The organism is Serratia sp. TSA_130.1 (assembly GCF_052691795.1).
In genome coordinates this window covers 241,702-263,148 of the sequence record NZ_JBQZFS010000003.1, presented here as the reverse complement: position 1 = coordinate 263,148, position 21,447 = coordinate 241,702, and the positions used below count along the sequence as shown (strand labels likewise).

General features: G+C 63.7%; 23 protein-coding genes. 7 read left to right on the top strand and 16 right to left on the bottom strand.

All coding sequences use genetic code 11. The features are described 5' to 3' along the window. Positions 1-23: 23 nt before the first annotated feature. The 8 genes from hpaX to ACUTQY_RS14305 form a co-directional block, all read right to left on the bottom strand. A complete protein-coding gene (hpaX, locus tag ACUTQY_RS14340) occupies positions 24-1,394 on the bottom strand; it encodes a 4-hydroxyphenylacetate permease (RefSeq protein ID WP_046688194.1) in 1,371 nt (456 codons plus the stop codon). Positions 1,395-1,397: 3 nt separating this feature from the next. Next, positions 1,398-2,192: a 4-hydroxy-2-oxoheptanedioate aldolase gene (hpaI, locus tag ACUTQY_RS14335; RefSeq protein WP_033641769.1), complete on the bottom strand. Its 795-nt coding sequence runs from the start codon at positions 2,190-2,192 to the stop codon at positions 1,398-1,400. A gap of 76 nt (positions 2,193-2,268) precedes the next feature. Continuing rightward, positions 2,269-3,072 (bottom strand): 2-oxo-hept-4-ene-1,7-dioate hydratase, encoded by an 804-nt coding sequence (gene hpaH, locus ACUTQY_RS14330; RefSeq protein WP_033641768.1) that lies wholly within the window; start codon positions 3,070-3,072, stop codon positions 2,269-2,271. Positions 3,073-3,086: 14 nt separating this feature from the next. Beyond that, positions 3,087-3,473 carry a 5-carboxymethyl-2-hydroxymuconate Delta-isomerase gene (locus ACUTQY_RS14325; protein ID WP_004933172.1) on the bottom strand — a complete coding sequence of 129 codons (387 nt, stop codon included), beginning with the start codon at positions 3,471-3,473 and terminating at the stop codon, positions 3,087-3,089. Between the two features lie 50 nt (positions 3,474-3,523). Continuing rightward, positions 3,524-4,597, bottom strand: coding sequence for a 3,4-dihydroxyphenylacetate 2,3-dioxygenase (gene hpaD, locus ACUTQY_RS14320; protein WP_087762955.1), 1,074 nt, complete (start codon positions 4,595-4,597; stop codon positions 3,524-3,526). Positions 4,598-4,634: 37 nt separating this feature from the next. After that, positions 4,635-6,089 (bottom strand): 5-carboxymethyl-2-hydroxymuconate semialdehyde dehydrogenase, encoded by a 1,455-nt coding sequence (gene hpaE, locus ACUTQY_RS14315; RefSeq protein ID WP_046688192.1) that lies wholly within the window; start codon positions 6,087-6,089, stop codon positions 4,635-4,637. Continuing rightward, the gene (locus ACUTQY_RS14310; protein ID WP_046688191.1) at positions 6,086-6,850 is read right to left on the bottom strand and encodes a fumarylacetoacetate hydrolase family protein; all 765 of its coding nucleotides are present in this window, start codon (positions 6,848-6,850) and stop codon (positions 6,086-6,088) included. Before ACUTQY_RS14310 ends, hpaE begins: the two co-directional genes overlap by 4 nt. Next, entirely contained in the window at positions 6,847-7,479 is a 633-nt protein-coding gene (locus ACUTQY_RS14305) for a fumarylacetoacetate hydrolase family protein (RefSeq protein ID WP_046688190.1), read from the bottom strand. Before ACUTQY_RS14305 ends, ACUTQY_RS14310 begins: the two co-directional genes overlap by 4 nt. Positions 7,480-7,805: 326 nt before the next feature. On the opposite strand from ACUTQY_RS14305, the gene hpaR reads away from it, so the two are divergent. Then, positions 7,806-8,258, top strand: a complete 453-nt coding sequence (gene hpaR / locus ACUTQY_RS14300; RefSeq protein WP_004933183.1) for a homoprotocatechuate degradation operon regulator HpaR — start codon at positions 7,806-7,808, stop codon at positions 8,256-8,258. Positions 8,259-8,314: 56 nt separating this feature from the next. On the opposite strand, the gene ACUTQY_RS14295 is transcribed toward hpaR, so the two are convergent. From ACUTQY_RS14295 to ACUTQY_RS14275, 5 genes are read right to left on the bottom strand one after another with little or no spacing between them, the layout of a single operon-like run. Further along, complete coding sequence (locus ACUTQY_RS14295) at positions 8,315-9,106, bottom strand: SDR family oxidoreductase (protein ID WP_046688189.1); 792 nt, start codon at positions 9,104-9,106, stop codon at positions 8,315-8,317. A 4-nt stretch (positions 9,107-9,110) separates the two neighbouring features. Then, positions 9,111-9,908 carry a molybdenum cofactor biosynthesis F family protein gene (locus tag ACUTQY_RS14290; RefSeq protein WP_004933186.1) on the bottom strand — a complete coding sequence of 266 codons (798 nt, stop codon included), beginning with the start codon at positions 9,906-9,908 and terminating at the stop codon, positions 9,111-9,113. Positions 9,909-9,918: 10 nt separating this feature from the next. Further along, positions 9,919-10,701 carry an SDR family NAD(P)-dependent oxidoreductase gene (locus tag ACUTQY_RS14285; protein ID WP_046688188.1) on the bottom strand — a complete coding sequence of 261 codons (783 nt, stop codon included), beginning with the start codon at positions 10,699-10,701 and terminating at the stop codon, positions 9,919-9,921. Beyond that, positions 10,694-11,284, bottom strand: coding sequence for a DUF3156 family protein (locus ACUTQY_RS14280; RefSeq protein ID WP_046688187.1), 591 nt, complete (start codon positions 11,282-11,284; stop codon positions 10,694-10,696). The genes ACUTQY_RS14285 and ACUTQY_RS14280 overlap by 8 nt, the downstream gene beginning before the upstream one ends. After that, the gene (locus ACUTQY_RS14275) at positions 11,259-12,752 is read right to left on the bottom strand and encodes an APC family permease (RefSeq protein ID WP_046688186.1); all 1,494 of its coding nucleotides are present in this window, start codon (positions 12,750-12,752) and stop codon (positions 11,259-11,261) included. Before ACUTQY_RS14275 ends, ACUTQY_RS14280 begins: the two co-directional genes overlap by 26 nt. A gap of 96 nt (positions 12,753-12,848) precedes the next feature. Between ACUTQY_RS14275 and ACUTQY_RS14270 the strand changes: the two genes are divergently transcribed. The 5 genes from ACUTQY_RS14270 (at position 12,849) to ACUTQY_RS14250 (ending at position 17,352) form a co-directional block, all read left to right on the top strand. Continuing rightward, positions 12,849-13,046, top strand: a complete 198-nt coding sequence (locus ACUTQY_RS14270; protein ID WP_033651374.1) for a hypothetical protein — start codon at positions 12,849-12,851, stop codon at positions 13,044-13,046. Positions 13,047-13,365: 319 nt separating this feature from the next. Beyond that, positions 13,366-14,013 carry a helix-turn-helix transcriptional regulator gene (locus tag ACUTQY_RS14265; protein ID WP_046688185.1) on the top strand — a complete coding sequence of 216 codons (648 nt, stop codon included), beginning with the start codon at positions 13,366-13,368 and terminating at the stop codon, positions 14,011-14,013. Between the two features lie 140 nt (positions 14,014-14,153). Next, positions 14,154-15,341, top strand: a complete 1,188-nt coding sequence (locus ACUTQY_RS14260; protein ID WP_046688184.1) for an MFS transporter — start codon at positions 14,154-14,156, stop codon at positions 15,339-15,341. After that, positions 15,338-16,450, top strand: coding sequence for a class II histone deacetylase (locus ACUTQY_RS14255; RefSeq protein ID WP_089195437.1), 1,113 nt, complete (start codon positions 15,338-15,340; stop codon positions 16,448-16,450). Before ACUTQY_RS14260 ends, ACUTQY_RS14255 begins: the two co-directional genes overlap by 4 nt. Positions 16,451-16,545: 95 nt before the next feature. Next, positions 16,546-17,352 carry an alpha/beta fold hydrolase gene (locus ACUTQY_RS14250; protein ID WP_046688182.1) on the top strand — a complete coding sequence of 269 codons (807 nt, stop codon included), beginning with the start codon at positions 16,546-16,548 and terminating at the stop codon, positions 17,350-17,352. A 38-nt stretch (positions 17,353-17,390) separates the two neighbouring features. Here ACUTQY_RS14250 and ACUTQY_RS14245 read toward each other — a convergent pair whose 3' ends face one another. From ACUTQY_RS14245 to ACUTQY_RS14235, 3 genes are all read right to left on the bottom strand, one after another. Continuing rightward, on the bottom strand, positions 17,391-17,756 hold the full coding sequence (locus ACUTQY_RS14245) for a cupin domain-containing protein (RefSeq protein ID WP_015376517.1): 366 nt from the start codon (positions 17,754-17,756) through the stop codon (positions 17,391-17,393). A gap of 18 nt (positions 17,757-17,774) precedes the next feature. Further along, entirely contained in the window at positions 17,775-19,076 is a 1,302-nt protein-coding gene (locus tag ACUTQY_RS14240; RefSeq protein WP_033641752.1) for an NAD(P)/FAD-dependent oxidoreductase, read from the bottom strand. 220 nt (positions 19,077-19,296) lie between these two features. After that, positions 19,297-20,055 carry a helix-turn-helix transcriptional regulator gene (locus tag ACUTQY_RS14235; RefSeq protein WP_046688181.1) on the bottom strand — a complete coding sequence of 253 codons (759 nt, stop codon included), beginning with the start codon at positions 20,053-20,055 and terminating at the stop codon, positions 19,297-19,299. A gap of 229 nt (positions 20,056-20,284) precedes the next feature. Between ACUTQY_RS14235 and ACUTQY_RS14230 the strand changes: the two genes are divergently transcribed. Next, positions 20,285-21,412: an iron-containing alcohol dehydrogenase gene (locus ACUTQY_RS14230; RefSeq protein ID WP_046688180.1), complete on the top strand. Its 1,128-nt coding sequence runs from the start codon at positions 20,285-20,287 to the stop codon at positions 21,410-21,412. Positions 21,413-21,447 lie beyond the last annotated feature (35 nt).

Sequence of the window (21,447 nt, the reverse complement as noted above, 5' to 3'; positions counted from 1 at the left end):
CTGCAATCATGCCCACTTGCACATCAAGGCGTCGCTCTCGGGCGCGAATCCTTCATCGGGATGCGCCACACCAGCACGGCGCCGACGATCAACAGCGCCGAGACGAAATACAGCCCGGAGTTAAAGCTGCCGGTCAGATCCTTGAACCAGCCGATCAACAGCGGGCTGAGCGCCGATCCGATGTTGCCGGTGGCGTTGATCACGGCGATCCCCACCGCCCGCGCTTCCAGGCTGATCGACTGATCCGGCGTGGTCCAGAAGATCGCCATGGCGGTAAAGGAGCCGACCGAGGCCATCACGATCCCGAGCAACTGGATCAGGCTGTGATCGGTGGCAGACGCCAGCAGCCAGCCGGCGGCGGCGAACAGGTACGGCAGCGCGGTGTGGTGCTTGCGCTCCTGCAGCCTGTCGGATCGTTTACTCCACCACACCATGCCGGCGATGGTGCAGATCTGCGGGATCGCCGCCAAAATGCCGATCGTCACGTTGCTGCTGCCCTGATTGAAGCTTTGCAGGATCTGCGGCGTCCAGATGTTGATCGCGCTCAGGGTGTTGGTCAGGCAGAAATAGGCCAGCGTGTACATCAGCACGATCGGCGTGAAGATCTCGCGCCACAGGCTGCGCTGCTGCAGCGCGCGGTGGCTGCTCGGCCCGTTGGGTTGCACCAGCTGTAGCTTGTCGGCCTCCATCATCGCCTTCAGGCTGGCTTTTTCCTCGTCGGTCAGCCACTTGGCCTTGGCCGGGGTGTCGTCGAGATAGAACCACACCACCACGCCCAGCAGCACCGACGGGATCCCTTCCAGCAGGAACAGCCACTGCCAGCCCTTCAGGTTCATCACCCCGTCCAGCGCCAGAATATAGCCGGAGACCAGCGAACCGATCGCCATGGTCACCGGCATGGCGATCATGAACAAGGCGTTGGCCCGGGCGCGGTAAAACGCCGGGAACCAGTAGGTGAGGTACACCAGAATGCCCGGCAGGAAGCCGGCCTCGGTGATGCCGACGATCATGCGCAGCACATACAGGCTGGTCGGCCCGGTGGCGAACATCGTGCAGGTGGAAGCGATGCCCCACAGCACCATGATGGTGGCGATCCAGCGCCGCGCGCCGACCCGGCTCAGCATCATGTTGCTCGGAATGCCGAAGATCACGTAGGTGGCGTAGAACAGCGTCGCCGCCAGCCCGAACATGGTCGAGCTGAGGCCGAGATCCTTGCCCATCGTCAGCCCGGCGAAGCCGATGTTGATGCGGTCGAGGAAAGAGAAAACAAACAACACGAACAGGAAAATAATCAGGCGCCGAAACAACTTTTTAATCACCGATTGCTCGGCGGCGGTTAACGCTTTATGTTGCTGCGCCGGGTTGGCCGGCGGCAGCGAATCGACGTGGTTCATGGTTCAGTAGACTCCCGATGAAGGCGCTTGCGCCCCGCCCTGTTTGAACTCGTTCGCCAGGGCTTCCGCCGCCCGCGCCAGCAGGGTGGTATCCACCCCTACCGCGACGAACAGCGCGCCGGCTTCCAGATAGCGCTGCGCCAGCGCCTTGTTGGCCATCAAAATGCCCGGCGCCTTGCCGGCAGCGCGGATGCGCGCAATGGCGTCATCGATGGTGCGCTGCACCTCCGGATGCTGCGGATTACCGGCGAAGCCCATGTCGGCGCTGAGATCCGCCGGGCCGATAAACACGCCGTCCACCCCTTCCACCTGCAGGATCGCCTCCAGGTTTTTCACCGCCTCGCGGGTTTCAATCTGCACCAGCACGCACATCTGCTCGTCGGCCTGCTGCAGGTAATCGGGCACTCGGTTCCAGCGCGAGGCGCGCGCCAGGGCGCTGCCGACGCCGCGCACGCCATGCGGCGGATAGCGCGTGGCGCGCACCGCGTCGCGCGCCTGTTCGGCGTTCTGAATCATCGGGATCAATAAGGTTTGCGCGCCGACATCCAGCAACTGCTTGATGATCACCGCGTCGTTCCACGGCGGCCGCACCACCGGCTGGCTCGGGTAAGGGGCGACCGCCTGCAGCTGCCCCAGCACCGTCTGCACGTTGTTGGGCGCATGTTCGCCGTCGATCAGCAGCCAGTCGAAACCGGCGCCGGCCAACAGTTCGGCGCTGTAGCTGCTGCACAGCCCGAGCCACAGCCCGATCTGCGGGCGTTTTTCCTGCAGCGCTCGCTTGAAGTGGTTGGTTAACATCGCATTCTCCCTGACAAGCGGGCGCGGCGCGTGGCCCCCGCCCGATTATTGCGGCTCGGTTCGCCGAGCCTGCTTATTAGACGAAGCGGCAGCTGATGCAGCCCATCGGGCCGTAATCGACGTGGAAAGTATCGCCGCGCCGCGCCGGCACCGGCCGGGTGAAAGAACCGCCGAGGATCACCTGCCCCGCTTCCAGCTCCACCTCATACGGCGCCAGCTTGTTGGCCAGCCAGGCCACGCCGTTGGCCGGATGATTGAGCACCGCCGCCGCCACGCCGGACTCTTCAATCACGCCGTTGCGGTACAGCAGCGCAGAGATCCAACGCAGATCCAGCGCATCCGGCTTGATCGGCCGCCCACCCATCACCACCCCGGCGTTAGCGGCGTTGTCGGAGATGGTGTCGAACACCTTGCGCGGCCGCTGCGTCTCGGGATCGACGTTGTGGCTGCGCGCGTCGATGATCTCCAGCGCCGGAATGACGTAGTCGGTGGCGTTGTAGACGTCGAACAGCGTGCAGTTCGGCCCGCGCAGCGGCTTGGCCAGCACGAACGCCAGCTCCACCTCCACCCGCGGCACGATGAAACGATCGATCGGAATATCGCTGCCGTCGTTGAAGAACATGTCGTCCAGCAGCGCGCCGTAGTCCGGTTCGGTGATCTGTGAGCTGACCTGCATGGCGCGCGAGGTCAGGCCGATCTTGTGGCCTTTGAGCGCGCGCCCCTCGGCGATCTTCAGCGCCACCCACTGCCGCTGAATGGCGTAGGCGTCTTCGATGGTGATCTCGGGATGATCGAGCGACAGCGCGCGGATCTGCTCACGACTCTTTTCCGCCTGATGCAGGCGCTGCACGGCGCGGTTAACCTGCTCTTTATCCAGCATTTACGACCCCTTATTCACGCTTTATTGAACAGCGCGTGGACATTGTTCTGTTTGTAATTCAGCACCGGATCCAGCTCTTCCATGGTGAAAGAGAGCGCCAGGTAACGCTGCGCCATCAGCGCGGCGAAGTGTTCCTTGATCAGCGCAAACAGCATCTCGCCCACCTGCTGACGGCTTTCCAGACTGCGGCCGTGGCCGATTTTCAACGTCATGTGCACGAAGGCGTAATCCTGCTTGCCGTCGGCCATCTGCCAGGTATCGAGCCAGATGGCCCGGCTGCGCACGCCGGCCAGCGGGAAGATGCCGGTCGCCGCCAGCGCCTCGTTGACCTTGGCGAACAGGGTGGGCAAATCCGCCTCGCGGCGGATGTTGTCGGTACATTCAGCGTAAAAATGGGGCATAACGTTCTCCAGACGGCGCATAGGCGCGGGCGCGGCCCGCGCAGCGGCATTTACAGCGTATTGCCAAGTTTGAAACCTTTTTCCGTATCGCCCTCACGGGTATAGGAAAAACCGTCTGCGCCAATGGTGACGGCCATTTCGCTGGGCGCACTGCGCTCAATGACCGGCTGCGGCTGCCCATCGAGATCCAGCACCAGCGATCCTTCGGTATACCAGCTCGGCACCACCGGATTGCCCCACCAGTCGCGGCGCTGGTTGTCATGCACGTCCCAGGTCACGGTCGGGTTGTCCGGATCGCCGGTGTAGTAATCCTGCGTGTAGATTTCCACGCGGTGGCCATCGGGATCGCGCAGGTAGAGGTAGAACGCGTTAGAGACGCCGTGACGGCCGGGGCCGCGTTCGATCAAATCGGATTTGCGCAGCGCGCCGAGCTTGTCGCAGATGGCCAAAATATTGTGCTTTTCATGGGTGGCGAAGGCGATGTGGTGCATGCGCGGCCCGGCGCCGCCGGTCATTGCGGTATCGTGCACCGTCGCCTTGCGGCGCATCCAGGCGGCGTAAACCACGCCGTCTTCATCGCGGATGTCTTCCGTTACGCGGAAGCCCAGCCCCTGGATGTATTCCACAGCGCGCGGCACGTCAGGGGTGATTTGGTTAAAGTGGTCGAGGCGCACCAGCGCGCCCGGCGTATACAGATCGTAGCGCCAGGCCAGGCGCTCGACGTGCTGCACGTCGTAGAAAAACTCATACGGGAAACCGAGCGGATCCTCTACCCGCACCGCATCGCCGATGCCTTTGGCGAACCCGTTCACCCGCCGCTCGGTACGGCAGCCAAGCGCCTTGAAATACGCTTCGGCGCGATCGACGTCTTCCGGCGTGCGCACGCGGAAAGCAAACGCCGCCACGGCGGCGACCGGGCCTTCGCGCAGCACCAGGTTATGGTGAATGAACTCTTCCATCGAACGCAGGTAGAGGGTTTTGTCATCTTCGGCGGTCACGACCAGGCCGAGGATATCGACGTAAAATTCGCGTGCGGCTTTAAGGTTCGTGACCTGAATTTCCATGTAGGCACAGCGCACGACGTCGGGAGCAGGGACAGCATCAGTGGTAAGTTTTGTCGTCATTGTTCTCATCTCTTTCGTTATTATTGTGGCCTGAGGCTCAAACGCCCCATTTCGGGATCGGGTGGTTGCCCATGGAAATGCACACGTTCTTCATTTCGGCGAATACTTCGAAGCTGTATTCGCCGCCTTCGCGGCCGGTGCCGGAGGCTTTCACGCCGCCGAACGGCTGGCGCAGATCGCGTACGTTTTGGGTGTTGACGAAAACCATGCCGGCTTCGATACCGCGGGCCAGGCGCAGAACCTTGCTCACATCCTGCGTCCAGATGTACGACGCCAGGCCGTACTCCACGTCGTTGGCCATGCGCAGGCCGTCTTCTTCCGACTTGAACGGCAGCAAGCAGGCCACCGGCCCGAAAATCTCCTCCTGCGCCACGCGCATCCGGTTATCGACATCCGCCAGCACCGTCGGGCGCAGGAAGTTGCCGTGGCTCAAACCGGCCGGTTTGTCCGGGCCGCCGGCCAGCAAGGTTGCCCCTTCTTCCACCCCGAGGCGGATATAGCCGGAGACTTTTTCCCAGTGCTGCGGGCTGATCAGCGCCCCCACCTGGGTGTTGGGATCTTGCGGATCGCCCACGCGCAGACGGTTGGCGCGCTCGGCGAAGCGTTTGACGAATTCCGGGTAGATGCTCTCCTGAATGAAGATGCGCGAACCGGCGGTGCAGCGTTCACCGTTGATCGAGAAGATGGTGAACAGCGCGGCGTCGAGCGCCCGCTCGATGTCGGCGTCTTCAAAGATCAGCACCGGCGACTTGCCGCCCAGTTCCATGGAGAATTTCTTCAGCCCGGCGCTTTCGATGATGCGGCGACCGGTGGCGGTGCCGCCGGTGAAGGAGACCGCGCGCACGTCTTTATGGCGCACCAATGCGTCGCCGGCGGTGGCACCGTAGCCCTGCACCACGTTCAGCACCCCGGCCGGAATGCCGGCCTCCAGCGCCAGCTCGCCGAGGCGATCGGCGGTCAGCGGCGACAGTTCGGACATCTTCAGCACCGCGGTGTTGCCCAGCGCCAGGCAAGGCGCGGTTTTCCAGGTGGCGGTCATGAACGGCACGTTCCACGGCGACACCAGCGCACACACCCCCACCGGCTGCACCAGCGTGTAGTTGAGCATCTTGTCGTCCACCGGGTAGGTCTTGCCGTTCATCTGCTGGCACACCTCGGCGAAGAACTCGAAGTTGTGCGAAGCGCGCGGGATCAGCACGTTTTTGGTCTGGTGGATCGGCAGGCCGGTGTCGGCGGTTTCCAGTTCGGCGATCTGCGGCACGTTCTGGTCAATCAGCTCCCCCAGACGACGCATCAGGCGCGCGCGCTCTTTCATCGGCGTGTTGGCCCATTTGGGGAACGCCTCTTTCGCTGCCGCCACCGCCTGGTCGATCTCCAACTGACCGCCGGAAGCCACCTCCGCCAGCACCTCGCCGTTCGCCGGGTTGGTGGTGGTGAAGTACTCTTTGCTGGCGACGTTCTTGCCGTTGATCCAGTGGTTGATGGTTTTCATCGCAGGCTCTCCTCGTAATCTTTTTCACTGATAATGTGGTTAACCAGACGGCCGATGCCCTCGATCTCCACCACCACTTCATCGCCCGGCTGCACGTCGGCCAGCCCTTTCGGCGTGCCGGTGGCGATCATGTCGCCCGGCTGCAGCGTCATGAATTCGCTCAGGTAGGCGATCAGGAACGGAATGTCGAAAATCATGTCGGCGGTGCTGCCGCGCTGGCGCAGCTCGCCGTTGACATAGGTGCCGAGCGCCAGCCGGTGCGGATCGGCGACGTCGTCGCGATCGACGATATACGGCCCGATCGGCGTCAGGGTGTCGCGGCTCTTCACCCGCAGATTTGGCCGGTAGTAGTTCTCCAGGTAATCGCGGATGGCGTAGTCGTTACACAGGGTGTAACCCGCCACGTACTCCATGGCGTGCTCACGGCTGACGTTGCGCGCGGTCTTGCCGATCACCGCCACCAGCTCGGCTTCGTAATGCATGTACTCCACGCCGGCCGGGCGTACCGACACCTGACGGTGCCCGGTCAGGGTGTTCGGCGCCTTGAGGAACACCAGCGGCTCTTCCGGCGCCTTGAATTCCAGCTCGCTGGCGTGGTCGGCATAGTTCAGCCCCAAGGCGAACACCGTGCCCTGCGCCGGCGGCAGCCATTCCAATTCGCGCTCCTGCAGCACCTCGCCGTTCGGCAGCGTGACGCGCAACTGGTCATCCACCTGCACGTTGAAGACCTGGCCATGATGGCGAATACGAGCATGTTTCATGATGCGGCTCCTGCCTGGGTGACGCGGTTGGTCAGAGTGGGCAGGCCGGCGGCGCGCACCGTCACCTCATCCCCCGGTTTGATCTCCACCCGCTGGTGCGGGGTGCCGATCAGCACCGCATCGCCCGGCTGCAGGGTGATGAAGTCGCTGATGGCGGCGATCAGCTCCGGCACCGAGCGCACCAGATCGGCGGTGGACCAGCGGTCCTGCTCTACGCCGTTGATCTCGGTGACGATCTCCAGCCGATCGGCAGTCGCCAGCTGGCCGATCTCCCCCAGCGGGCAGAACCCGTCGCGGCATTTGGCCTTGATCGCCGGGCGGTAAAAGCTGCTTTCCGGCAGGCTGACGTCGTTGGCCAGCGCGTAACCGGCCAGATAACGGCTCACCTGCGCCGCCGGCACCTTGCGCGCGGTGTCGCCGATGATCACCGCCAGCGTGCCGCCGCTTTGCACGGTTTCACCGGCCGGAAACGGGATCGCCCCGCCGTTGGCGAGGTGGGTGTTGCGCGGTTTGATAAACCACACCGGGGTTTTGGGCGGGGTTTGATACGGTGGCTGGTGAAACGCCTGATCCCAGGCGTCCAGTTGGCTGCGGTGGTTCAGCGCAACGGAAAATACGGTGCCTTTCATGCGAACTCCTCCAATGGCAAAACATGACAACCGGCATTCATTAACATATTAATGATTACTTTTATACGCTGTGCAGCTTTTACGCAACGCGCTTGAGGTGATTTGTGATCGTGATAACAAAATATTCACAAACAACGAACATTAGCGTGATTATTCAGCGTATTAATCATTTTTCTCGCCATTTTTCGCTGCGCCGCGCATTTTTGCTTTATCCCTACGGGTAACTTTGGCTACTATTAAGTTATTAACAAAATCGGGCCTGGCGGGGAAACAGCCCTGCGGTAAGCGCCGTGACAACGAACACCTTGATAGCTAAGGCCAAACTTATGCATGAATCGTTAACCATCGCCCTGCTGCAGGCGCGCGAAACCGCCATGGGGTTCTTCCGCCCAATCCTGAAAAGCCACAACCTGACCGAGCAGCAGTGGCGCATCATCCGCGTGCTGGCCAACAGCCGTTCGATCGAATTCCACGAACTGGCGGCGGAAACCTGCATCCTGCGCCCCAGCCTGACCGGCATTCTGTCGCGCATGGAGCGTGATAAGCTGATCTTCCGCCTCAAGCCGGTTAACGATCAGCGCAAGCTGTACGTGTCGCTGACCCAGCAGGGTCAGGATCTGTATGAAGTGGCGCGCCACCAGGTGGAACAGGGCTACGCCGAGATTGAAGCCGCTTTCTCGCGGCAAAAAATGGATCAGCTGATGACGTTGTTGGACGAGCTGATCACCCTGGGCGACAGCCTGCCTGCCAACGTCACCGCGCATCCCGCCAAGCAGTGATTTAACCCACCGGAATTCTCAAATTAATTGGCGTTGCAGCCAACAACGCTGCAGCGTCAAGTAAGCAGAGAATTCGTTTCCGGCAACAGCGCGCCGCCGTCCACCACCAGCGTCTGGCCGGTGATGTAGGCCGCCGCCGGCGAGGCGAGAAACACCATCGCCGCGGCGATGTCTTCCGGTTCCCCCAGCCGTCCGAGCGGCACCGCGGCGGCGATCGCCTGATTCACCTGCGCGTCGCCCAGGTTGGCCATCGCCGGCGTGCGGATCATCCCCGGCTCCACGCCGTTGACGCGAATGTTCTCCGCCGCCAACTCCAGCGCCGCCGCGCGAATAAAGCCGTTTACCCCGGCCTTGGAGGCGGCGTAATGCGCCAGTCCCGGATACGCCACCCGCGGGCCGGTCACCGACGAGGTCACCAGCAGGCTGCCGCCGCCGGCACGGCGCATCCACGGCAGCGCCGCCTGCGCCAGAAAGAACGGCGCCATCAGATTGACGCTCAGCGTGCGTTGCAACAGGGCCGCGTCGATGGCGGCGAACGGCGTCAGCGGAAAATAGGCGGCGTTGTGGATCACCACGTCCAGCCGTTGGTGCCGCTCGCCCACCGCCGCCACCAACTCGGCAATCTGCCCCGGCTCGGCCAGATCGCAGGCCAGCGCCTGCACTTCCCACCCTTCGCCCCGCAGCGTTTGCGCCGCCGCCTGCGCCTGCGGCAGCTGCACGTCCGCGATCGTCACCTCGGCGCCCAGCCGGGCAAAGGCGCTGACGATCGCCAGCCCAATGCCCTGCGCGCCGCCGGTCACCAGCACCGCCTGCCCGGCGAAGGCGTCGGCCGCATAGGTTGCGCTCATCGGCCTATCCTCGCGGGTGGCGCGTGGTGTTGAGCACCTGCGCATGGGCGCCGACCGCAAAGTTGCTCAGCGCGCTGAAATCGCTGCCCTGATAACCGAGGATCTTGCCGTCGGTGCGCATGCCCTGCAGATCGATCATCACCACGCCCAGCGTCGGGATGATCTTCTCGCGCCAGACGAACAGATAAAGCTGCTCCGCCACCTTCACGTAGTGGCAGCGATCGACGTCCGCCAGCCCTTTTTCCACCCCGTCCAGACACTGCCAGGCGTAGAAGTTATCGTTCAGGTAGATGTGCTCGTACCGTTCGGTCGGGCTGTAGGTGTACATGTTGCGCATGCCGATCAGCTCATCGGTAAAGCCCGGTGGCGCCACGTCGGCGTCATCCAGCGTGCCGAAGCGGAATTCGGCCTCGACCGCGGTCAGCGGCAGCCCCTGCTCCACCCGGCTGAAGGCGTCGAGCCGCGCCTGCGCTTCGTCCGGCAGCTGGCCGTATACCGCAGTGAAGTTGCCCTGATTGCGGTCGCATACCAGCGTAATGCTGGCGTTGGCGCGGGCAGGATCGAGAAAATCGATGAACAGCACGCCGGGGCGAATGCTGGTGGCGCGATAGGCGACGCCGCGCCGTTCGCCCCACTCCAGCGTCTGCTCGTCGGTAAACCGGCAGCGCTGCGTCGCGCCGTCGCTGAAACGCAGCGTCAGCGTGGTGCCCGCCAGGCCGTGCTGGCGTTCCAGCGTATTGCTGTGCGGCGCAAAGCCTTCCGCCAGCGCGCCAACCTGAATGAATACCGCTTCTGAACTCATGGAATGCTCCTTATAGGGAAGTGAAAGCCAGGGTCGGCACATCGACAATGGTGGAGCCGCCGTCGGCCACCAGCGTCGCGCCGGTAATGATTGAAGCTTCGCTGGAGCAGAGGAAACGGCAGACGCGGGCGATCTCCTCGGCGCTGGCCGGCCGGCGCAGCGGCACGTCGCGGCAGACCATCTGGTAAGCCTGCTCCAGCGAAATCTGATGGGCGTCCATCAACAGCTGCATCTCTTCGTCCGCCATCGGCGTGGTCACCCAGCCCGGGCACACCGCGTTGGCGCGCACGCCCAGCGGGCCATAGTCGCGGGCGATGGAGCGCATCAGGCCGATCAGCGCGTGCTTGGCGGTGACGTAGCCGCAGACCTCCGGCCCGGCGGCCAGCGAGGCGATAGAGGCCACGAACAGCAGGTTGCCGCCGCTCTTGATCAGCTCCGGCAGGCAGGCGCGCGCGCTGGCGAAAGCGCTGTTGAGGTTGCTGTCCATCGCCCCTTGCCACTGCGCGTCGCTCATCTCGGTAATGCGCTTGAAGCCCATGCCGCCGGCGCTGCCGATCAGGCAGTCGATGCGCCCGGCGTCGCGCAGAATGGCCGGCAGCAGCGTGTGGGCCCAGCTCTCGCCGCTGGCGGCGTCGCCCACCAGCGCCTGCGCGCCGATCTCTTGCGCCAGCGCCGCCAGCGGTTCCGGGCGGCGGCCGATGATGAACACCCGATCGCCCTGCGCCGCCAGCAAACGGGCGCAGGCGGCGCCAACACCGGTGCCGCCGCCGGTAATCACAACCACTCTATTCATGATTCAGCTTCTCCATCAGTTGGCCGATCATCAGCAGGCTGCTCAACAGCAACCGCCGCTGTTCGGCATCCAGCCGCAGATAGCGGCGGCCGGCCGGCACGCGGCTGACCACCTCCGAGGCGGCGAAATGCTCGATATCCGCCTGCCAGCGCCCGTCGTTCACCGTCAGCCGCACGCGGCGAAAATCCAGCTGCGCCAGCGTCTCGCCGATCTGCGGGTAGCGCAGCAGGCCGTCCAACAGCCGCTGCGCGGCCGCATGGCGCTGGCGCAGCAGATAGCGCACTCCGCGCCGCCGCAGCCAGCCGCCGGTCACCACGTCCAGCGTCAGCGGAGGCTGCGCTGTGCACGTGCCCTGCAACCGAAAGCGGTGGCTGACGATATGCGCCAGAAACAGCCCCTGCACCTGTTCGCTGACCTCGATCTGCGACCCCTGCGGCAGCGTCAGCCGCAGCAGGCCCGGCGCCAGGCGTTCGCATGTATAGGGCTCCAGGTTGCGCGCCAGACGATCCAGCGCGGCGCCCGGCCGATAGCCCGACGGCGCGCGCCGCCAGGCGCGATTAAGTGAGGGAAGTAAGCCGATCAAACTGCGCCTCCTCGTTTTCACCCTTGGCGAACGCGTTCTCCAGCACCTGCTCGACCGGCACCGGCTTGAACGGATTCACTTTTTGCACGCACAGCGTCCAGAACAGCGCATAGGCGGCGGTCAGGCCGATCATCCAGCCGAAGGGAATGTAGATATCGCTCGGATTCATTCCCGGCGGCGTGATGTAAACGATGGCCAGCACGATGCCAACGCTGGAAACGATCTGCGGCAGCGGGAACCACGGCGATTTATAGGCGCGCGGCAGATCGGGGCGGCGTACGCGCAGGATCACCACCGAGCAGGTCACCAGCAGGTAGGCGACGCCCCAGGCGCACACCGCCGCCAGCACCAGCGGAATGATCCTGTCGAGGTTGCCCTGAATAGCGAAGGCGTGTACGCAGGGGATCAATACCGCTACCAGAATGCCGACCACCGGCGTTTTAAAGCGCGGGTGCAGATAAGCGAACATGCGCGGCAGCGCGCCGTCCAGCGCCATGCCGTACAGAATGCGCGGCACCGCCGCCATCAGCGTGTTGATGGTCGCGGCACCCGCCAGCAGCAGGCCGACGCCCAGCCAATATTTGCCGAACTGGCCCATCACCTGGCTGGCGAACGCCGGGATGGCCATCGGCGTTTCCAGCAGACGTGTGCCGCTGGCGGCGTCGATCACCACGTTTTCCACCTGGTGGCTGAGCGCCGCGCCATACAGCGCCATGCACACCGCCACGCCGCACAGCCCCAGCGCCATCGCGCGCGGGATCACCCGATCGCAGCGTTTGATCTCCGGCGCCATCGGCGTCACCAGCTCACAGCCGACGAACATGAACATCGCCATGCCGATCAGGCTGAACACCGCGAAGGGATCGTTCAGGCTCAGCGTGCTGCCGAACCAGCCCTCGAGCGGCACCGCATGCGGCGACAGCAGCCCGACGATGCCAAAAATCACCAGCGTGCTCCACATGGCGAAGGTCAGCACGATCTCCGCCTTGCCGAAGGCCTCGATGCCGAACGCGTTGAGCAGGCCGAACACGACGACCAGCCCGACGCCGACCATCCAGGAGGCGTTGTGGCTTTCCATCAGGGTGTTGAGGTGTTCGAAGTTCACCAGCGCCATAATGCCTGAGAGAATGGTCTCGGCGGTGCCGGCGAAGATATGCACGATCAGGTAGGCCGACAGCGCGCCGGTGATGGCGAAAAAGCGCCCCATGCCGCAGGAAATGTAGTCGTAAACGGAACCGGAGGTCGGCAGCAGCGCCGCCGCTTCGGAGAAGGTGGTGAGCTGCGCCTGCATCATGACGAAAGCGATCAGCATCGCCAGCGCGAAGGTGTCGCCGCCGATGCCAAAGCCGCTGGTGACGGTCAGGATCACCGGGCTGGCCATGATCACCCCGACCGAACTGGCCAGGGTGGTGGGAAAGCCGACCTTGCCTCGAGCCAGGTGGGCGTGCAACCGCGACGACAGGTTCATGGTTATTTCCTCTTATAGTTTTGGCCTGATGCATGCAGGTGCTTGCAGGTTTTTCACCGCCAGCGGCGGTCATCTCACTATAGAGAGGAAAGGAAAATGCTGACTATCGTCCTTAAGGACGAGACGGTTTCAACCTGCGGCCGCGCTCACGGCGGCGCGCTCGCTCAGCATGAAGCGGATCGGCTCAGCCCAAGCAAGGTCATCATTTTTTCGTCTTATACGTTTGGCGCCGACTGGCGCTATCTTCAATGCGCAATACAGGAAGCGGCGGAAAAGCCTGGCTATCGTTCTTAAGAACGAGGGGCAGCGGCGGCTGTAGCACGCGCGCAGCGGCGAGGCCCTCCCCCGGGCAGGCGTTGAAAAGCGCTGTAAATTCAGCGGGAAAAACGTCGAATTATTTCATTAACCTATTAATGAAAATCGCGATAAATCCGAACAAAAAAGCCCTGATTAACGCAGTGTCATCTTGTTATTTCTGTGTTTTATTGCAATCGGCCTCACGTTGTTAATATGTTTTTATTGTGTTGCCAAATTGCTACAACTATGCTTGTATCGTTCATATATTGACCGCCAACATTCTCCAGATTGAACGATAAAGGGAGGAACACGAATCATGCACAGCACAGCATCCGATGCCTTTATCAACAGTTGTTTGGCGACCATCACGCACCTGATCCCGGTGTCCGCCGGGGTGTTTTATCTGGTCGATCGCGACCTGCGGCCGGATCACTACATCCTGCACGGCATGCCCGATAAAACGCATCAGCAATACCTGAACCACTTTCAGCAAATAGACCCGCTGCAGCCAGCCAACTTCCATCGGCAAGACATCACCATGGTCGGCATGAGCCCGGCGGCGATCGCCGACAACCGCCGCTATTACCACGACTTTATGCTGCCGAACGACATGCGCGACATGACGGAAATTTTCATTCGCCAACGCAAACGCATCGTCGCCGGGGTGTCGTTGATCCGCGATACGCCGTTTACCGACGTGGAGCGCGGCCGCCTGCGCGCGGTGCTGCCGCTGATCGAGCTGGCGACGCGCGATCTGCTGCCCGACAGCGAGGCGCAGCTGCTGACCGCCAAGGAACAAGAGATCGTCAACCTGGTGCGCGAAGGCGCCAGCAATAAGCGCATCGCCCTGAAGCTGGGCATTTCGCTGTCCACGGTGAAAACCCATATGCGCAACATTTTCGCCAAAACCGACGTGGTGAACCGCACCGAACTGGTCGCCAGCGGCTTTCTCGCCCACGGTTAACGCCCGATAACGGCCGCCGCTGCCGGCGGCCGGAAAATAACGCCAAAACGTATTCGCCATTTATGGCGCGGCTCCCCCCTGCCCGCAATCGGGCCGGGCGGGATATTTCATCGTCACTCAACGCTTGGGGAATAAGGTTTATGTCCAGTGATTCGGTTTCCGCGCCCGCCGCCGGCGCGGCGCTCCCCTGCCCGCCGCGGCTGTTGACCGCCATTATCGTCTTCGCCGCCATCGCACCAGGCATTCTGATGACCGCACCCGCCGTGGCCGCCCAGCTCGCCGCGCAGTGGCAGCTCGGCCCGGCGCAGATCGGCCGCCTGTTCTCCACCGAACTCGGCGCCATGAGCCTGGCCACGCTGCCGGCGTGGTGGTGGATCGGGCGCATCAACTGGCGGCGGGTCGCTGCGCTGTCGGCGCTGGTGTTTATCGCCGGCAACCTGGCTTCGGCGCTGGTGCAGGATTTCACCTTGCTGCTGCCGCTGCGCTTTATCGCCTCGTTGGCGGGCGGCACCCTGATGATCCTGTGCATCACCTGCGCCGCCGGCACCGCCAATCCCAGCCGCGTCTATGCCTTCTGGGTGCTCGGCCAGCTGGTGCTGGGCGCGGTGGGGCTGCTGGCGCTGCCGCCGCTGTTCGCGCACTTCGGCCTGATGGCGGTCTACCTGATTTTGGCCGCCATCATGCTGTGCTGCCTGCCGCTCATCCCGGCGTTTCCCAACGGTTTCACCGCCGCGCGCAGCGCCCGCAGCGGAGCCGCCGCCTCGCCGACGCGCAAGCTGTGCGCCGTACTGGCGGTGCTGACCTTTTACATCAGCCTGAGCGCGGTCTGGACCTTTATCGGCGGCATCGCCGCCGGCGCCGGGCTATCGCCGGCCCACAGCGGCCAGGTGCTGGCCGTCGCCACCTTGCTCGGCATCGTCGGCGCCGGCGCCGCAGCGTTGATCGGCGCGCGCTTCGGCGGCGGGCGCCCGATCGCGCTCGGTTACGCCCTGCTGCTGGCCAGCGTGGCGCTGCTGGCGGGTCAACCCTTGCTGCTGCGCTTCGCCCTGGCGGCCCTGCTGTTCAAATTCACCTGGACCTTCGTGCTGCCGTTCATTCTGGCGCGGGTCGCCGGGTTGGATAACGACGGCAAGCTGATGAACGGCATCAACATGGTGATCGGCGGCGGCATGGCCATCGGCCCGACGCTGGCCGGCTATCTGATCGAATCTTCCGGCGGTTTCAACGCCTTGCTGTTCGGCGCGCTGGGCTGCGCGCTGCTGTCGCTGCTGTTGATTTCGCTGGCTGCACCGCGCGCACCGCGCCGTATAACAGGAGGAGAAAGGTGAAAAGAACAACCGGTTTCTTGTTTGATGAACGCTGTTTCTGGCACAGCACCGGCCTGCACGCCACCACCCTGCCGGTCGGCGGCTGGGTGCAACCGCCCTCGGGCGCCGGCCATGCCGAATCGCCGGAAACCAAACGGCGCATGAAGAACCTGATGGACGTGTCCGGCCTGTCGCGCCAGCTCACCCTGCTGAGCGCCGAACCAGCGACGGAAGAAGACCTGCTGCGCATCCACCCCGCCCACTATCTGCAGCGCTTCAAACAGGTGAGCGACAGCGGCGGCGGCCTGCTGGGGGAAGAGGCGCCGCTGGGGCCGGGCAGCTATGAAATCGCCAAACTCTCCGCCGGGTTGGCCTGCGCGGCGGTGGAGGCGGTGCTGCAGGGCGAGCTGGATAATGCCTATGCGCTGTCGCGCCCGCCGGGCCACCACTGCCTGCCGGATCAATCGATGGGCTTCTGCTTCCTGGCCAATATCCCGATCGCCATCGAGCGCGCCAAGGCCCGTTACGGCCTCGGAAAAGTGGCGGTGCTCGACTGGGACGTGCACCACGGCAACGGCACCCAGCACATCTATTGGCGGCGCGGCGACGTGCTGACGCTGTCGCTGCATCAGGACGGCTGCTTCCCGGCGGGCTATTCCGGCGAACGGGATCGCGGTGAAGGCGACGGGGCGGGCTGCAACGTTAACGTGCCGATGCTGGCCGGCGCCGGCGACGACGGCTACCTGCACGCCATGCGGCGCATCATCATCCCGGCGCTGGAAAAATTCGAGCCGGAGATGATCATCGTCGCCTGCGGTTACGACGCCAACGCGCTCGATCCGCTGGCGCGCATGCAGTTGCACAGCGACAGCTTCCGCGCCATGACCGCGCTGGTGCAGGAGGCCGCCGACCGGCTGTGCGGCGGCAAACTGGTGATGGTGCATGAAGGCGGCTACGCCGAATCCTACGTGCCGTTCTGCGGGCTGGCGGTGATGGAACAGCTGAGCGGCGTGCGCACGGAAGTCCAGGATCCGCTGCTGGCGTTCATCCAGCAACAGCAGCCGCGCGACGCGTTCAACCGCTTCCAGCGTGAAGCGCTCGACGAGTTGGCACGCCAGTTCGGCCTGTAACCCCCCTCTCTGCGGGCGCCGCACCCGGCGCCCCTGACAACCTCGCCGCCAGCCGCTACGCTGAAGGGCAACCCTACCACCATGAGAACAATAACATGTCCGAACAAACCGTCAGCTTTATCAAAGGCCGTCACGGCGACATCGCCGTGCACGACTGGGGAAACGACAAGCCGCGCTATCTGGCGTTGCTGGTGCACGGCTACGGCGAGCACCTCGGCCGCTATCAATACGTGGCGCGCACGCTGCAGGCGCAGGGCGCGCGGGTGTTCGGCCCCGACCATCTCGGCCACGGCCTGTCACAGGGCGAACGCGTGCTGATCGATGATTATGACGCCGTGGTCGACGACGTGCAGCGCGTGGTCAGCCATTTCCGGCAGCAATATCCCACCTTGCCGCTGGTGGTGATCGGCCACTCGATGGGCGGCATGATCGCCACCCGCTACGTGCAGCGCCATGGCGAGGAAGTGCGCGCGCTGGTGCTGTCCGGCCCGCTGCTCGGCGACAGAACGGCGATTTCCGATCTGGCCGAACTGCCGACGATCCCCGACTCGCCGCTGGATACCGCCACCCTGGCGCGCGATCCGGCGGTCGGCGCGGCCTATCAGGAGGATCCGCTGGTGTGGCACGGGCCGTTCAAGCGCCCCACCCTGCGCGCCATGCAGCGGATGCTCGCCGCCATCAACGCCGGGCCGGGCTTCGGCGCGCTGCCCACGCTGTGGATCCACGGCGACGACGATCGGCTGGTGCTGATGAGCGAAACGCAAACCGCGCTCGATCGTCTGCAGGGCGACGATTTCGAACAGCTGATCAATGCAGGCGGGCGGCACGAGAGCTTTAACGAAACCAATAAGGATCAGATCCTCAAGCGGGTGACCGATTTTATTGCGCGGGCGCTGGGCTAAGGTGCTCCCCCTCAGCAGGCTGAGGGGGCATAAAAGCGTCAGCCCTCGACGATGGCGAGGTAGTGTTTGACGAAGCGGTCCGAGGTGATGTCCCAACGCACCGGGGTGCCCTTCTCGACGAACCAGGAGTCGCCGGCCTGATACTGCACCGACTCGCCGGTGCGTTCGTTGGTCAGGGTGGCGCTGCCTTCCCACACCGTGGCGTGCTCGGCGAACGGGTACTCCATCACGAAGCTGCCGCGGGTGCAGCTGAACACGCCGCAGTTCAGGTTGTCGGTCGGTTCGCCGAAGATGCTGGCCACGCCGACGTTCGGCGTGCCGGCGATCACCGTGGCGCCCAGGTTGCTGACGCTGCCGATCTCCAGCAGTTCCGGCAGCGGTTGTTTAAGCAGTAACGGTTTCATGTCATTCTCCTCTGAGGATTAACGGCGGCCTTTCCAGTAGCCGGATGTCTGGTGCCAAACCTTACCGGCGGTGGTCATCACCCGCCGCAGCTTGTCTTTGCCGAAGATGTTGACGTGCGGGATCGAGCTCATCAGATCGTAACGATCGGATCCTTCGCTCATGCCCTCCGCCAGCACCTTGCACACGATGTGGCTCGGCGTCACGCCGAAGCCGGAGTAGCCCTGCACGTAAAACACGTTGTCGCGATCCGGCAGCGTGCCGATCTGCGGGAACAGGTTGGCGCTGCAGCACAGCGGGCCGCCCCAGGCCAGATCGATCTTCACGTCTTTCAGGTACGGGAACACCTTCAGCATCAGGTTGCGGTTCCAGGCCTTGAGATCCGACGGGAAATATTCGATCAGGCGGGTGGCGCTGCCGAACAGCAGCCGGTTCTCGTTGGTCACCCGGTAATAGTCGATCACCGGGCGGATGTCGCTGTAGGCGCCGCGGATCGGGCTGATCTGACGGATCAGATCGTCAGACAGCGGCTCGGTGGCCAGCTGGAAGGCGTAGGTATTGATGGTCTTGCGGTAGATCTGCGGCTCCATGCCGTTGAGAAAGCCGTTGCAGGCCCACAGCATCTTGTTGGCGCGCACCGAGCCCATGGCGGTGCGCACCGTGATGCGCGGGCCATACTCCACGTCGAGCACGCTGCTGTTCTCGAAGATTTTCACCCCGTAGCCGCTCAGCGCCTTGGCCTCGCCCAGCAACAGGTTAAGCGAATGCACGTGGCCGCCGCCCATGTGTTTCAGCGCGCAGGTGTAGGCGTCGGAGCCCACCACCTGCTTCACTTCCGCGCCAGTGTAGAGTTCGATCTCTTCCTGCGGCGCCACCGCCCTGAACTCCTTCAGCCAGCCGCGCAGGGTCTTCTCCTGGCGCGCATTGCTGCCGAGGTAGCCGTAACCGAAGCAGAAGTCGGCGTCGATGTCATATTTCTTGATGCGCTCGCGGATAATGCCGGCGCCGAGGTTGCTGATCTTGAAGATGGTTTCCAGCCCGGACGGGCCGACGTGGCGTTTGATCTTCTCCAGATCGTGGCCGATGCCGGCCATCACCTGGCCGCCGTTGCGCCCGGTGCCGCCGTAGCCCAGATAGCGGCCCTCGAGAATGGCGATGTTGGTGATGCCCTTCTCCGCCAGCTCCAGCGCGGTGTTGATGCCGGAGAAGCCGCCGCCGATGATCACCACGTCAACGTCCAGATCCTCTTCCAGCGTCGGGAAGCGCAGATCGTATTTTTTGGTCGCCGCGTAGTAGGTTAAGGACTCGATTTCGTTGTTCACTGCCGCACTCCCGATTGCCTATGCCATGACATCGGATTATCGGGAGGCAGCAGCCGTGCCGCTATGTCCCCTTAGGGACATTCGTCCCCTTCATCTTTCAAACTACAGCGTTGTTGGCTGCTGACGTTCACCCCAGTCACTTACCTAAGTAAGCTCCTGGGGACGCTCGTCCTGGCCGCCTAGCTGTAGCTTGAAAGCTATAGGGGATAGATCGATACATTCACGCGCTGCGTCGCTGCGGGGCGGTCAGCAGCAGGCTGAACAGTTCGGCCTGCGAACCGATGTTCAGCTTACCGTAGATGTTCTTGCGGTGGTTTTTTACCGTGCCGAGGCTGATGAACAGCCGGTCGGCAATCTGCTGCGAACCGCAGCCGGCGAGGATCAGATCGACAATCTCGCGCTCACGCGGCGTCAGCAGATAGCGCGCCTGGGCGCCGTCATCGTTCACCGTCGCAGCCTCGGCCGGCGCCGCCACCACTTCGCCGTGCAACCGCGCCACGCTTTTCACCAGCGTCAACGCGCTGCGCAAATCCGCCCGCTGCGGGTAGCGCACCGCCACCGTGCGGCGCGCCGAACCGAAAAAGACGCCCAGCCCGCGCTCCGGCGTCAGCTGCAGCAGCACGCCGGCCTCGTCGTGCCAGCCGGTCTTGCGATAAAAATTACGGTAATAGTCGCTGTGATAAAACCCGCAGGGCGCCAGCTGGCGCAGCGTGAGCACCTCGCCTTCGCCGCCGTCGTTCAGCGCGCGGTAAAACGGATCCTGCAGGTAGGCGCCCTGCTGGTAGAGCTGATTGACCGCGTCGCTGTTTTCGCGCTCGGTTTTAATCAGGCAGCGTGGCGGCCGGCCGCGTTCGAAGGCATAGACGATGGCGTTGTCGAAGGCGAAAAACCCTTCCAGCCAGTTCAACAGGCTGGGATAAAAGCGTGGGCTGGCCACCGCATCGATCACCGCAGACAAGCGTTCAACCTGAATTTCCATACCCGCCTCGCCATTATTAACACATTAACAATCTACCGATTTCGGATGGGGTTGGCCGCACGACGGCCGGTACTGTTAAAAAAAGCATCCGCAGCGCCGAAATGCAAGAGCGCGATCGTTTACATGTTAAACAACTCACAGGTTGCCGCGGCGGGGAAAGCGGTGGCCGCTCCGCGCCCGCTGGCTTATGCTGTGGCATCGCGACCTGCAACGCCGTCAAGGAGACCTCATGTCCGTCAGCCACATCATCGCCAACCGCCAGACCTGGTTCGGCCACGGCAGCATCCAGCAGCTGCCGCCGCTGCTGCTTGCCGACCCGCAGCCGACGCTGCTGTTCAGCTGCCGCTCTTTTCTCAACGGCCCGGTGTACGCCGGCCTGCGCGAAGCGCTGACGCCGCTGCTCATCGGCACAGAAATCGTCAGCCACGAGGCGTCGCCGCAGGAAATCGACGCCTGGGTGGCACGCTGGCGCGGCCAGGCGCGGCGCGTGGTGGCCATCGGCGGCGGCAGCGTGCTGGACGCCGCCAAAGCGTTCTCCGCGCTGGTTGAGCACCCGCTGCCAACGCTGCGCTATATGGAAAAGGTGGGCGACAGCAAAATCAGCGGCGCCACCCTGCCGCTGATAGCCATTCCCACCACCGCCGGCACCGGCAGCGAGGTGACCCAGAACGCGGTGATCACCGATACCCAGGTCAGCAAGGTGAAAGCCTCGCTGCGCCATAACAACTTCGTGCCGCACACCGCCATTCTCGACCCGCAGCTGCTGACGGGCGCCCCGGACAAGGTGCTGGCCTACTGCGCCATCGACGCCTTCACCCACCTGTTCGAGGCCTATCTGTCGAAAACCGCCGGCGCCATGACGCGCGATATGTCGCTGAGCGGCATCCGCCACTTCCTCGCCGCCTGGCCGGCGCTTAACCGCAGCGACGCGGCGCGCGAAGCCATTATGCAGGCTTCCTACCTCGGCGGGCTGACGCTGAGCGCCGCCGGGCTGGGGGTCATTCACGGCATCGCCGGCGAGATCGGCGCGCTGCGCGACTACCACCACGGGCAGGTCTGCGGTCGCCTACTGCTGCCGTTCCTCGCCCTGTTGGAAAGCAGCGAACAGCCGCAGCAGCGCGCGCTGATGGCCGAGCTGGCCGCCAGACTGTACCCGCACTGGCAGGGCAGCCCGGAGAGCTACCTGACCGATTTCATCACCCGCCACGCCATCGCGCCGTTCTGGCAGGACGATTTGCCGATTTCCGGCCAGGAGCTGGCGGTAGCGCTGGAGAAATCCAACAGCAAGAATTCCTGGATCGACTATGCGCCGGCGCAGCGGCAACGGATGATCGAAGAGGCGTTTCGCGTCGAATGATTATATAATCAGATCAACGCACTAGCAGGAGTTAA